We start from the raw sequence: 12640 nt of genomic DNA, 5'->3' as shown, positions 1-12640 counted from the left end.
TCAGGCAGTGTGGCACATAATGCACACTTGTTGCGTCAACTCCCAATGAGCGGCTGCGCTTCATCCCATATGATCAAGGCGAGCGAGTCATCAGCTGTGTCTTCGAGCCGTTTCCATCGCCAGTTTCGAGCGGGAGTACAAGAAATGACCTTTACCATAACGCCCAGTCAGGGCGCCTGCGGCGCCACCATATCCGGCCTGGATCTGTCCCGGGAGCTGGACCCGAGCGTGATCAGGGATATTCGAGAGGCCTGGCTGAGGCACCATGTGCTCGCCTTTACCGACCAGAATATGGATGACGAGGACCTCGAACGCTTCAGCCTGTACTTCGGCTCCTTCGCCGGTGATCCCTACATTGCGCCGCTGGACGACCGCCCCAATGTCATCGAGATCCGTCGAACGGCGGATGAAACCACCCCCATCTTTGCCGATGCGTGGCACACCGACTGGAGCTTCGGCAAGAACCCGCCGGCAGCCACCATACTGCATGGCATTGTCATACCGCCCCATGGCGGCAATACCGACTTCGTCAACCAGCATGCGGCGTTGAAGGCAATGCCCGCGGAGCTGCGCGAACGCATCGAGGGCAAGCAGGCCATCCACTCGGCGCGCCTGGCCTATGCGCCGACCGGTATGTATGGAGAAAAGGAGAAGGCCAGCGGCAAGCAACGCGGCTTCAGGATCCATACTTCCGAATCCGCCTACGATACCCAGCTGCACCCGCTTATCCGCAGGCATCCGGAGACCGGCGAGGAATGCCTGTTCGGTTGCCTCGGTTACATCATAGGTATAGACGGAATGGAGGAGTCCGAGGCCGAACAGCTGTTGCTGGAACTCTATCTCTGGCAGAACCAACGAACTCATACAACGCAAACTGGGGCTGGCTGTTTCGGGATAACCAGCTGATTCAACAGGCCTGCGCCCTGTCCTCGATGAATGGACCAGAGGAAGCCGGGGAGTGGATGCTTGACCGGATACAGAACCATCAGTGGCCGGTTACCGATGGCACTTTACTGATGACCGGCACCTGCGGTGATGCCATACCCTTTCAACCGGGCAGCTATCGGGCTGATTACGGGCCGCTCGGTCAGATCGAATTCAGTATTGCGCCGGTGTGACCGTGCCGGGCACGGTTACTTGCCGATACAGAAGCTGGAGAAAATCCGCCCCAGCAGATCATCCGGGCTGAATTCCCCGGTTATTTCCCCCAGGGCCTGCTGCGCCATGCGCAGGTCCTCGGCCAGCAGCTCGCCGGCGCCGAGCAGGGTCAGTTGCTGCTGACCATGATCCAGATAGTCGGCGGCCTGTTGCAGTGCTTCCAGGTGCCGGCGCCGGGCGCTGAACAGACTTTCGGCGGTCTGTTCGAAGCCCATGCAGGTCTTCAGGTGCTCCCGCAGCAGCTCCACCCCCTCGCCGCTGCGGGCACTGAGCCGCAGGACAACGCTGCCATCCTCGGCCTGTTGCATGCCCACGGCTTCGCCGCTGATGTCCACCTTGTTGTAGATCAGGGTGATCTTCGCCGGGTCCGGGTGCTGATCCAGAAACTCCGGCCACAGGCTGTCGGGGTGGCGTGCCTCCGGCTGGCTGGCGTCCACCACCAGCAGAATGCGGTCGGCGTCGGCGATGGCGGCCATGGCCCGCTCGACACCGATGCGTTCAACCACATCGTCGGTATCGCGCAGGCCGGCGGTGTCGATGATATGCAGGGGCATGCCATCGATGTGGATATGTTCGCGCAGGATATCCCGGGTGGTGCCGGCAATATCGGTGACAATGGCGCTGTCCCTGCCGGCCAGGGCATTGAGCAGGCTGGATTTGCCGGCATTGGGACGGCCGGCGATCACCACATTCATGCCATCGCGCAGCAGGGCGCCCTGACCGGCTTCACGCTGGACCTGGCGCAGATCTTCCTGCACCTGCTGCAGCTGGGAAAGGACATGGCCGTCTGCGAGAAAATCGATCTCCTCCTCCGGAAAGTCGATTGCCGCCTCGACGTAAATGCGCAGCTGGATCAGGGCTTCGGTAAGTGCCTGTACCCGCTGCGAGAAGGCCCCCTGCAGGGACTGCACCGCGTTGCGGGCCGCCTGTTCCGAGCTGGCCTCGATCAGGTCGGCGATGGCCTCGGCCTGGGCCAGATCCAGCTTGTCATTGAGAAAGGCGCGCTCGCTGAACTCGCCGGGCCGGGCCAGGCGCACGCCGCAGTCCAGGCAGGCCTTGAGCAGCATGTCCATCACCACCGGGCCGCCATGGCCATGCAGTTCCAGCACATCCTCGCCGGTAAAGGAATGCGGGCCGGGGAAGTACAGGGTCAGGCCCTGATCCAGCACCTGCCCGGCGGCAGTGAAGGCACCGTAATGGGCGTGGCGCGGCCGCGGCGTGATGCCGCTGATGCGTTGGGCCACCTGCAGGGCAGCCGGGCCGGACACCCGGACGATGCCGACCCCACCCTGGCCCGGGGGCGTGGCGATGGCGGCGATGGTATCGGCGTGATATGGGCGGCTCATTGAGGGCTCCTGTGGATCAAACCTGGTCCGCACTGCGGGCGGTCGCGCCGGGCTCGGCGCGCGTACAGCAAAACGCCCCGAAATCGGGGCGTTTGCGTGGATGCCGGCTGGGCGATCAGTCTTTTGCCGCGGCGCCTTCGATCTGCCGGGTAATGTACCACTGTTGCGCGATCGACAGGATGTTGTTGACCACCCAGTACAGCACCAGACCGGCCGGGAACCACAGGAAGAAGAAGGTGAAGATCACCGGCAGCATCTTCATCACCTTGGCCTGCATCGGGTCCGGCGGGGTCGGGTTGAGCAGCTGCTGGATATACATGCTGATGCCCATCAGGATCGGCAGGATGAACAGCGGATCCTTCAGCGACAAGTCGGTGATCCAGCCGATCCACGGAGCCTGACGCATCTCGACGCTTTCCATCAGGGTCCAGTACAGCGCGATGAACACCGGCATCTGCACCAGGATCGGCAGGCAGCCACCCAGCGGATTGATCTTCTCCTTCTTGTACAGCTCCATCATGCCCTGGGACAGCTTCTGGCGATCATCGCCATACTGCTCGCGCAGCGCCTGCATCTTGGGTGCGACGCGGCGCATGTTGGCCATGGACCGATAGCTGGTCGCCGACAGGGGAAAGAAGGCCAGCTTGATCAGGATGGTCAGCAGGATGATGCTCCAGCCCCAGTTGCCGACCAGGCCATGAATCAGGCTCAGAATCCAGAACAGCGGCTGGGCGATGAACCACAGGAAGCCGTAGTCGACGGTCAGGTGCAGGCCGGGGGAGATTTCCTTCAGACGATCCTGAATCTTGGGACCGGCGTAGAACTGGGCACCGATCTCCGCCTGTTCACCGGCGGACACGTTCACCGAGGGGCTGACGAAACCGACCAGGTAGTTGCCCTGGCTGTCCTTGCGGGTCTGATAGACGTGCTGGCCATCGGCGGCGGGCACCCAGGCGCTGACGAAGTAGTGCTGCAGCCAGGCGGCCCAGCCACCGGTCACTGTCTCGCGCAGGTTGCCCTTGTCCATGTCCTTGAGCTTGAGCTTCTCATAGGAACCATCGGCGCTCCAGTAGGCGGCGCCGAGGAAGGTAGCCATGCCGGTAGCGGTGGAGCTCGACGGATCTCCACTGCCATCACGCTTGATCTGACCGTAGAGACCGCCGTTCCAGGTCTCGCCGCTCTGGTTGTCGATCAGGTAGTCGACCTTGATCAGATAATCGCCACGGGTGAAGGTGAAACGCTTGGTGTAGTTGACGCCGTTCTCGCTGAAGCGCAGATCGACGGCGAGGTTGTCCTGCCCCTCGGCCAGCTGGTAGCTGGTCTGTTCTGCCTGGTACAGCGGACGACCGTTGGCCCGGGCATCCGGCCCGTTGCGACCGGCCAGACCACTCTGGGCAATGTAGGTGCGCTGGCTACTGTTCTCGAGCAGCTGGAAGGGAACATCCGGACGCTGCTGGTGCACCGGGTACTCGGGCAGTGCCAGGGAGACGATATCACCACCGCGCGGATCTATGGTCAGGCGCAGGGTGTCGGTCTCGATGCTGATCAGACCACTTGCGGTCGAGGCTGTGGTGGTCGGTTGCAGAGCCGGAATATCCGAGCCGTCCGCCTCGACTGCCAGGGGAACATCACCATTCTCGGTCACCGCATCGGCCGGGGTACCGGGCAGGGCAGGAACGTCCGCTGTGTGGGCCTGCGGGCTGCTGCCGTTGACTGCCGCTTCGGCGACCGGGTCAACATAATCCTTGTTCCACTGCAGGATCATCAGATAGGTGATCACAGCCAGCGCAGCGATGAGGATGTTTCTTTGCATGTTCATGGTTATTCAGCCATCTGAGACGAACAGTTGTTCTTGAGTGGTACAGGATCATAGCCACCCGGGTTCCAGGGATGACAACGGGACAGGCGCCGTGCACTGAGCAGACTACCCCTGAGCAAGCCATGTTCTTCGATGGCTTCCTGGGCATAGCAGGAACAGGATGGGTAGAAACGACAATGACTGGCCATCAGCGGACTGATAGCGTAACGGTAAACCTTGATCAGTCCTAACGCGAGATTACGCATTGGATGACGGGCGTCCGGAATTGCTGGAGCGGTGGTATTTGTCAGCGGCCTTGTTCAGCCGGCGCCACATGTCCCGGAACAGGACATGCAGCGCTGCATTGTCAAGCTCGCCCAGACCCTTGCGGGCCAGGACGACGATATCCAGATTGTCCAGTTCGGCACGGTGGTGTCTGAAGGACTCGCGGGCAATGCGTTTTACCTTGTTGCGGTCAACGGCCCGCCGGACATTCTTCTTGGCAATGACCAGTCCCAATCGCGGATGATCCAGGCTGTTGTGCCTGGCCAGCAGCAGGATATGGGAACCAGAGGCCTTGCAGGTGGCTCCATCGAATACGCTCTTGAATTGCGCGGGCGTCAATAGCCGGTGTTCAGGAGTGAACCCGAGATTCACCTGCAAATCCGGTCTTAGGCTGACAGCTTGTGACGGCCCTTGGCGCGACGACGAGCCAGAACTGCACGACCGTTCTTGGTAGCCATACGAGCACGGAAACCGTGGTTGCGCTTACGCTTCAAAACGCTGGGTTGGAAAGTTCTTTTCATCTTCAGATACCTGAGTAATTCACAAAAGAGCAGTGAAGCCCTTTCAAGGGATCGGAGATTCTAGAGAAGAAGCCTGCTCAGGTCAATTTGATTTCCAAGGGGGATGAGTAAATTAGGAATAAAGAAAGACAGATTTTTAAAAGACTATGGATGTTGATGTATATAGGCAGGCGTTTTTCTGTGGATAACCGCGGCCAGGGTGCGCCGTTGCTGGCTGATCGGGGAAGGACAAGCCGGTGGGTACTCTGTTCACATCACCCGTCCGTGGTTGTGTCGGGCTTGTGGATAAGCGGGCATGATATCCACAGCCGGATTTATCCTCAGACAAACCGCCGACCTGCTAACAGGGTCATACAGGGATTGTCCACAGATTTCAGGAAGCCGCGCGGCTCAAGGGCCGGGAGCTTTCAGGCGGCTTTTTTCACGCGCGTTCAGGCGGGTGTTCCGGTATCGGGAACCCGATCTGCAGATGCTCGGGCGTGTGGATAAGTGAGGGCCGAAAGGCTAGAATGCAGGATGCTCGCAGGCCCGTCAGGCTGGCCGTCCTGCACCATCTTTCACCAAGCTGAACCGGGCCCTCGCGACCCGGAGTCGGGGGAAATTAGTGTCTGTTGTACTCTGGCAGCAATGCATGGAATTCTTGCGCGATGAGCTTCCTTCCCAGCAGTTCAATACCTGGATTCGTCCACTGCAGGTAGAAGGCGACCATGCGGAACTGCGCTTGTACGCTCCGAACCGCTTCGTGCTGGATTGGGTGAATGACAAGTACCTCAATCGCATTCAGGAACTGCTGGATGATCTGTCCCAGGGACAGGCGCCTTTCGTGTCCCTGGTGATCGGCAGCCGGCGCAGCGCCCCTGCTCCAGCCCCGAGCCCGGTGGCTGCGCCTGCCGTGGGGGGGGACACTGCCCCTGCGGCACCGGCTCCGGTGGTGTCCCAGGGGCATGGCTTCCAGCCGGACGCGGCCAATCAGGGTAACGCCGAGGACGAACCGCAGCCGCCGCAGCGCGCCGATCAGGGCAGTACTCTGATCAAGCATACCAGCTACCTCAATCGCAGCTTCACCTTCGAGAATTTCGTCGAAGGCAAATCCAACCAGCTGGCCCGCGCTGCGGCCTGGCAGGTGGCCGACAACCCGCGGCACGGTTACAACCCGCTGTTCCTCTATGGTGGCGTGGGTCTGGGCAAGACTCACCTCATGCATGCGGTGGGTAATCATCTGCTGAAGAAGAACCCGGCGGCCAAGATTGTCTATCTGCATTCCGAGCGCTTCGTGGCCGACATGGTCAAGGCGCTGCAGATGAACGCCATCAACGACTTCAAGCGCTACTACCGCTCGGTGGATGCACTGCTGATCGATGATATCCAGTTCTTTGCCAAGAAAGAGCGGTCACAGGAAGAATTCTTCCATACTTTCAATGCCTTACTTGAAGGCGGCCAGCAGGTCATTCTCACCAGTGACCGTTATCCGAAGGAAATCGACGGCCTTGAAGAGCGCCTCAAGTCCCGTTTTGGCTGGGGGTTGACCGTGGCGGTCGAGCCGCCCGAGCTGGAAACCCGGGTAGCCATTCTGATGAAGAAGGCCGAGCAGTCGCGTATCGACCTTCCCCACGACGCTGCCTTCTTCATTGCCCAGCGCATCCGCTCCAACGTCCGTGAACTCGAAGGTGCTCTGAAAAGGGTGATCGCCAGTGCCCACTTCATGGGCCGGGATATCACCATCGAGCTGATCCGCGAGTCACTCAAGGACCTGCTGGCACTGCAGGACAAGCTGGTCAGCATCGACAACATCCAGCGCACCGTGGCCGAGTACTACAAGATCAAGGTGGCGGATATCCTGTCCAAGCGCCGATCCCGCTCGGTGGCCAGACCCCGTCAGGTAGCCATGGCCCTGGCCAAGGAACTGACCAACCACAGCCTGCCGGAGATCGGTGACGCCTTTGGCGGACGGGATCACACAACTGTGCTGCATGCCACACGAAAGATCGCAGAACTGCGTGAAACTGATGCGGATATCCGCGAAGATTACAAGAACCTGCTACGGACACTGACCACCTGAGTGTGTGCCAAGCAAATTGCCAACCTGCACGAGGTCGAAGGAAGACAATGCAATTTACCATCCAGCGCGAAGCCCTGTTGAAGCCCCTGCAACTGGTGGCGGGTGTCGTCGAACGCCGGCAGACCCTGCCGGTTCTTTCCAATGTCCTCCTGGTGGTCGATGGAAATACGCTGTCGTTGACCGGTACGGATCTGGAAGTGGAACTGATCGGCCGGATCACCCTGGAAGAACCTGCCGAAGCGGGCGAGATCACAGTGCCGGCGCGCAAGCTGATGGACATCTGCAAGTCGTTGCCGGATGAGGCCAGCATCAACTTCCGCGTCGAAGAAGGCAAGGCGGTGGTCAAGGCCGGTCGCAGCCGCTTCACCCTGGCGACCCTGCCGGCGGCGGATTTCCCGAACGTGGAAGACAGTGCCGGCTCCATGAGTTTTGCTGTCAGCCAGAACAAGCTGCGCCGTCTGATCGAGCGTACCGGTTTTGCCATGGCTCAACAGGACGTGCGCTACTACCTCAATGGCATGCTGCTGGAAATCAACGCCGGTCAGCTGCGTGCGGTCGCTACCGACGGTCATCGCATGGCCATGTGCACCGTGGACGCCAATATCGACTATCAGGAAAAGTACCAGCTTATCGTGCCGCGCAAGGGCATTCTGGAACTGGCCCGCCTGCTTGCGGAAGCGGATGATCTGATCAATATCGTGCTGGGCAGCCATCATATCCGCGCGACCACCGGTGACTTCACCTTCACCTCCAAGCTGGTTGATGGCAAGTTCCCCGACTACGAACGGGTTCTGCCCCGTGGTGGTGACAAGGTGGTCATCGCCGATCGCCATTCCCTGCGCAATGCCTTCAGCCGTACCGCCATTCTGTCCAATGAGAAGTACCGTGGCATTCGTCTGATGCTCAGCGACTCGCTGCTGAAGATCCAGGCCAACAACCCGGAACAGGAAGAGGCGGAAGAGGATGCAGTGGTGGATTACTCCGGCAGCCCGTTGGAAATCGGATTCAACGTCAGTTATCTGCTGGACGTGATGAACGTATTGAGTGAAGAGCAGGTGCGCATCACCCTCTCCGATGCCAACAGCAGTGCCCTGGTTCAGGAAGCCGAGTCGGACGATTCCCTCTACGTCGTTATGCCCATGCGTCTCTGAGCGCCATGCCGCTCAAGCGTCTCTCAGTCACCGGCGTGCGCAATCTGCAGCCGGTGACATTACACCCCTCTCCCCGCATCAATCTCATCCATGGCGCCAATGGCAGCGGCAAGACCAGCCTCCTGGAAGCCATTCACCTGCTTGGTCTGGCCCGTTCCTTCCGCAGCACCCGCCTGCAACCGGTCATACGTTACGGCGAACAGGCCTGCACCGTCTTCGGTGAAATCGCGCAGCGCAGTGGGGTAACCAATTCCGTTGGGATTACGCGCAGCAAGGAACCCGATTACCAGATCCGAATGGATGGGCAGAAGGTGCGCAGCCTTGCGGAACTGGCTGCGGCCCTGCCCTTGCAGTTGATCAACCCGGACAGCTTCCGGTTGCTGGAAGGAGCGCCGAAACAGCGTCGACAATACCTGGATTGGGGTGTGTTCCACGTGGAACATCAGTTTCTCCCGGCATGGCAACGCTTGCAAAAAAGCCTCAAGCAGCGTAACAGCCTGCTCCGACGTGGTAGAATACAACGTTCCATGCTGCAGCCCTGGGAGATAGAGCTGGTGGCAGCGGGGGAGCAGCTGGATGCTTTCCGGCAGGCTTACCTGCAGCAGCTCAAGCCCGTGTTCGAGGATATCCTCGCCCAGCTGGTGCCGTTGGAGGACCTCACCCTCAGCTATTACCGCGGCTGGGATCGGGAGAAGCCACTGGCGCAGGTGCTGGATGAGCAGTTCGAGCGCGACACCCAGCTTGGCTATACCCAGGCCGGGGCCCAGCGGGCTGATCTGAGGTTGCGTTACCGCGGTATGAATGCGGTGGATGTGCTGTCCCGGGGGCAGCAGAAGTTGGTTGTCTGCGCGCTGAAGATTGCTCAGGGTTATCTGATGAAGCAACACGGCGCGCAGCAGGATTGTGTTTTTCTGGTGGACGATCTGCCGTCAGAGCTGGACGAACACCACCGCAGGGCGCTGTGCTCGCTGCTGGAAAACCTGGAGTGCCAGGTTTTTATCAGTTGTGTTGAACTGGCTACCCTGCGGGAATGTTGGAAAACCGATACACCCGTGTCGATGTTCCACGTGGAACATGGGCATATTGTGCAGACCGAAGATGTCTGGGAGTGATTACAGAATGACCGAACAAAAAGCTTACGATTCATCAAGTATCAAGGTTCTCAAGGGCCTTGATGCGGTGCGTAAACGCCCCGGCATGTATATCGGCGACACCGACGACGGAACCGGCCTGCACCATATGGTGTTTGAAGTGGTGGACAACTCCATCGACGAAGCCCTGGCGGGGCATTGTACTGATATCAGCATCACCATTCATACCGATGAATCCATTACCGTCCAGGACAACGGCCGGGGTATCCCCACCGATATTCACGAGGAAGGGGTGTCGGCAGCGGAAGTGATCATGACCGTCCTTCATGCGGGCGGCAAGTTCGACGACAACAGCTACAAGGTATCCGGCGGCCTGCACGGCGTGGGGGTTTCCGTGGTCAACGCCCTCTCTGAGGAGCTGGTAATGACCATTCGCCGGGGCGGCAAGGTGTGGGAGCAGACCTATCACCACGGCGTCCCACAGGCCCCTCTGGCGCCGATCGGGGACACGGATACCACAGGCACCCAGATCCATTTCAAACCTTCCGCCGAGACCTTCACCAACGTCACCTTCAGCTGGGATATTCTGGCCAAGCGACTGCGCGAGCTGTCGTTCCTCAACTCGGGAGTGGGCATCCATCTGATCGATGAGCGCACCGGCAAGCGTGAGCTGTTCCGTTACGAAGGCGGGCTGCGTGCCTTTGTTGAATACCTGAACCAGAACAAGACCACCATCAACTCGGTGTTCCACTTCAACGTTCAGCGCGATGACGGGATCGGCGTGGAAGTGGCCATGCAGTGGAACGACAGCTTCAACGAGAACCTGCTGTGTTTCACCAACAACATTCCCCAGCGCGACGGCGGTACCCACCTGGCGGGCTTCCGCAGCGCCCTCACCCGCTCGCTCAACAGCTATATCGAGCAGGAAGGTCTGTTGAAGAAGTTCAAGGTCAGCACCTCCGGTGACGATGCCCGTGAAGGTCTGACCGCGATCATTTCGGTCAAGGTGCCCGATCCCAAGTTCTCCTCCCAGACCAAGGACAAGCTGGTTTCTTCGGAAGTGAAGACCGCGGTCGAGCAGGAAATGAACAAGTTTTTCGCCGATTATCTGCTGGAGAAGCCCAACGAGGCCAAGGCCGTGGTCGGCAAGATGATCGATGCCGCCCGCGCCCGTGAGGCCGCCCGCAAGGCCCGGGAAATGACCCGGCGCAAGGGCGCTCTGGATATTGCCGGTCTCCCCGGCAAACTGGCCGACTGCCAGGAAAAGGACCCGGCGCTGTCCGAACTCTACATTGTGGAAGGTGACTCCGCGGGCGGCTCTGCCAAGCAGGGACGTAACCGCAAGACCCAGGCTATCCTGCCGCTCAAGGGCAAGATCCTCAACGTGGAAAAGGCGCGTTTCGACCGCATGCTCTCCTCTCAGGAAGTGGGCACCCTGATCACCGCTCTGGGCTGCGGCATTGGCCGGGAAGAGTTCAATATCGAGAAGCTGCGCTACCACAACATCATCATCATGACCGATGCTGACGTCGACGGTGCGCACATCCGGACCCTGCTGCTGACCTTCTTCTTCCGGCAGATGCCTGAACTGATCGAAAAGGGCTACATCTACATTGCCCAGCCGCCGCTGTACAAGATCAAGAAGGGCAAGCAGGAACAGTACCTCAAGGATGACGAGGCACTGGAGGATTACCTCACCCAGTCCGCGCTGGAGGATTCCTACCTGTACGTCAACGAGCATGCCCCGGGCATCACCGGTGAAGGGCTTGAGCGTCTGGTCAACGAATACCGCAGCGTGATGAAGATCCTCAAGCGCCTCGGCCGTCTCTATCCCCAGGAGCTTATGGAGCAGCTGATCTACCTGCCGCGCCTCTCCAAGGAGCATCTCGCGGACAAGGAGTTCATGGATAACTGGTTGAATTCATTCGAAAAACTGGTCAAGGAAGAGGAGCGTTCCGGTCAGGAGTACCTGGTCAGCCTGCGTGAGGACAAGGAGCGTCAGCTGTGGCTGCCCGAGGTGGAAAGCATCAGCCACGGCCAGACCAGCTATATCACCTTCAACCGCGATCTGTTCGCCAGTAACGACTATCGTGCCATCGCTGACCTCGGTGAAAAGCTGCAGACCCTGCTCGAGGAAGGCGCCTACGTCCAGCGTGGCGAGAAGAAGAAGCCCATCCGCTACTTCAAGGAAGCCATCGAATGGATGATGAACGAAACAGCTCGTCGTCATACCATCCAGCGCTACAAGGGGCTGGGTGAGATGAACGCCGACCAGCTGTGGGAAACCACCATGGATCCGGAAAACCGCCGCATGTTGCAGGTCACCATCGACGACGCCATCGCCGCCGACCAGATCTTCAACACCCTGATGGGCGACCACGTGGAACCCCGCCGCGAGTTCATCGAGCAGAACGCCCTGGCAGTATCCAATCTCGATGTTTGATGCGTAGCTACGGGGCTCCAGCCAGGAGGGGCCCTCAGAAACAAGGAAGAAGGCCCGACAGGTGACTGCCGGGCCTTCTGTGCGCCAGGGGGAGGGCCGCTGCGCTTGGCTACCTCCATCTCACTTACCCGGAGCCTTGCCATGAAGCTGGTCTGCATCTCGGATACCCACAGCCTGCACCGGGAAATCCCTCATATCCCGGACGGAGACGTGCTGATCCACGCCGGTGACAGCCTCGGTCAGGGCACGCTGGAAAATATCGAAGAGCTCAATGTCTGGCTGGGTTCCCTGCCCCACAGGCACAAGATTGTCATCGCGGGTAATCACGACTGGGCCTTTCAGGATGAGCCCGAGCAGGCCCGCGCCCTGTTGACCCACGCCATCTATCTGCAGGACAGCGGGGTCGAGATTGAGGGTATGCGTTTCTGGGGCTCGCCCTGGACACCGACATTCATGCACTGGGCGTTCATGCTGGACAGGGGGAAGCCCCTGCGCGATGCCTGGGGGCTGATTCCGGATAACACCGATGTGCTGATCACCCACGGCCCGCCGCAGGGGGTTGGCGACACCAGTTGTATCGGTGGAAGCAATGTCGGTTGCCGGGATCTGCTGGATCGAATCGATGAGCTGCGCCTGAAAGCCCATATCTTCGGGCATATCCACGAGGGCTATGGCAGCTATCAACGGGATGACACTACCCTGATCAACGCCAGTACCTGTACCGAGCGCTATGAACCGACCAACCCGCCAGTGATCTTCGAGCTGGGCTGAGGCACAAGGCGAAAAAC

General features: G+C 59.9%; 11 protein-coding genes. 6 read left to right on the top strand and 5 right to left on the bottom strand.

The window, feature by feature from the left end; translation table 11 throughout:
• The first annotated feature begins 144 nt into the window (after positions 1 to 144).
• A complete protein-coding gene (locus tag VF673_RS05960) occupies positions 145 to 906 on the top strand; it encodes a TauD/TfdA dioxygenase family protein (RefSeq protein ID WP_440291258.1) in 762 nt (253 codons plus the stop codon).
• Positions 907 to 1133: 227 nt separating this feature from the next.
• Here the strand turns inward: VF673_RS05960 and mnmE are convergent, their stop codons facing one another.
• From mnmE to rpmH, 5 genes are all read right to left on the bottom strand, one after another.
• Complete coding sequence (mnmE, locus tag VF673_RS05955) at positions 1134 to 2504, bottom strand: tRNA uridine-5-carboxymethylaminomethyl(34) synthesis GTPase MnmE (protein ID WP_320331491.1); 1371 nt, start codon at positions 2502 to 2504, stop codon at positions 1134 to 1136.
• Positions 2505 to 2619: 115 nt separating this feature from the next.
• Positions 2620 to 4323 carry a membrane protein insertase YidC gene (gene yidC, locus VF673_RS05950; RefSeq protein WP_440291257.1) on the bottom strand — a complete coding sequence of 568 codons (1704 nt, stop codon included), beginning with the start codon at positions 4321 to 4323 and terminating at the stop codon, positions 2620 to 2622.
• Positions 4324 to 4325: 2 nt separating this feature from the next.
• Positions 4326 to 4568, bottom strand: a complete 243-nt coding sequence (gene yidD, locus VF673_RS05945; protein ID WP_273125221.1) for a membrane protein insertion efficiency factor YidD — start codon at positions 4566 to 4568, stop codon at positions 4326 to 4328.
• Positions 4561 to 4959, bottom strand: coding sequence for a ribonuclease P protein component (rnpA, locus tag VF673_RS05940; RefSeq protein WP_090539472.1), 399 nt, complete (start codon positions 4957 to 4959; stop codon positions 4561 to 4563). Before rnpA ends, yidD begins: the two co-directional genes overlap by 8 nt.
• Positions 4960 to 4973: 14 nt before the next feature.
• The gene (gene rpmH, locus VF673_RS05935; RefSeq protein WP_074779021.1) at positions 4974 to 5108 is read right to left on the bottom strand and encodes a 50S ribosomal protein L34; all 135 of its coding nucleotides are present in this window, start codon (positions 5106 to 5108) and stop codon (positions 4974 to 4976) included.
• A 604-nt stretch (positions 5109 to 5712) separates the two neighbouring features.
• Here rpmH and dnaA point away from each other — a divergent pair.
• The 5 genes from dnaA (at position 5713) to VF673_RS05910 (ending at position 12623) form a co-directional block, all read left to right on the top strand.
• Positions 5713 to 7167, top strand: coding sequence for a chromosomal replication initiator protein DnaA (gene dnaA / locus VF673_RS05930; RefSeq protein WP_440291256.1), 1455 nt, complete (start codon positions 5713 to 5715; stop codon positions 7165 to 7167).
• 47 nt (positions 7168 to 7214) lie between these two features.
• A complete protein-coding gene (gene dnaN, locus VF673_RS05925) occupies positions 7215 to 8318 on the top strand; it encodes a DNA polymerase III subunit beta (RefSeq protein WP_440291255.1) in 1104 nt (367 codons plus the stop codon).
• 5 nt (positions 8319 to 8323) lie between these two features.
• Positions 8324 to 9430 carry a DNA replication/repair protein RecF gene (recF, locus tag VF673_RS05920; RefSeq protein WP_090539477.1) on the top strand — a complete coding sequence of 369 codons (1107 nt, stop codon included), beginning with the start codon at positions 8324 to 8326 and terminating at the stop codon, positions 9428 to 9430.
• 7 nt (positions 9431 to 9437) lie between these two features.
• Entirely contained in the window at positions 9438 to 11852 is a 2415-nt protein-coding gene (gene gyrB / locus VF673_RS05915; protein ID WP_440291254.1) for a DNA topoisomerase (ATP-hydrolyzing) subunit B, read from the top strand.
• Positions 11853 to 11993: 141 nt separating this feature from the next.
• Complete coding sequence (locus tag VF673_RS05910; protein ID WP_440291253.1) at positions 11994 to 12623, top strand: metallophosphatase domain-containing protein; 630 nt, start codon at positions 11994 to 11996, stop codon at positions 12621 to 12623.
• Positions 12624 to 12640 lie beyond the last annotated feature (17 nt).

The sequence above is a fragment of the Halopseudomonas sp. Lyrl_26 genome (genome assembly GCF_051948695.1).
Classification (GTDB): Bacteria; Pseudomonadota; Gammaproteobacteria; order Pseudomonadales; family Pseudomonadaceae; genus Halopseudomonas; species Halopseudomonas formosensis.
Note: the sequence above shows the minus strand (reverse complement) of the source record. Positions and strands in the feature narration are given on the sequence as shown.

Excerpts from the sequence above, each read along its gene's own strand:
- VF673_RS05960 (WP_440291258.1), top strand. The coding sequence starts at position 145 with ATGACCTTTACCATAACGCCCAGTCAGGGCGCCTGCGGCGCCACCATA.
- mnmE (WP_320331491.1), bottom strand. The coding sequence starts at position 2,504 with ATGAGCCGCCCATATCACGCCGATACCATCGCCGCCATCGCCACGCCC.
- yidD (WP_273125221.1), bottom strand. The coding sequence starts at position 4,568 with ATGCGTAATCTCGCGTTAGGACTGATCAAGGTTTACCGTTACGCTATC.
- dnaN (WP_440291255.1), top strand. The coding sequence starts at position 7,215 with ATGCAATTTACCATCCAGCGCGAAGCCCTGTTGAAGCCCCTGCAACTG.
- yidC (WP_440291257.1), bottom strand. The coding sequence starts at position 4,323 with ATGAACATGCAAAGAAACATCCTCATCGCTGCGCTGGCTGTGATCACC.
- recF (WP_090539477.1), top strand. The coding sequence starts at position 8,324 with ATGCCGCTCAAGCGTCTCTCAGTCACCGGCGTGCGCAATCTGCAGCCG.
- VF673_RS05910 (WP_440291253.1), top strand. The coding sequence starts at position 11,994 with ATGAAGCTGGTCTGCATCTCGGATACCCACAGCCTGCACCGGGAAATC.
- gyrB (WP_440291254.1), top strand. The coding sequence starts at position 9,438 with ATGACCGAACAAAAAGCTTACGATTCATCAAGTATCAAGGTTCTCAAG.
- rpmH (WP_074779021.1), bottom strand. The coding sequence starts at position 5,108 with ATGAAAAGAACTTTCCAACCCAGCGTTTTGAAGCGTAAGCGCAACCAC.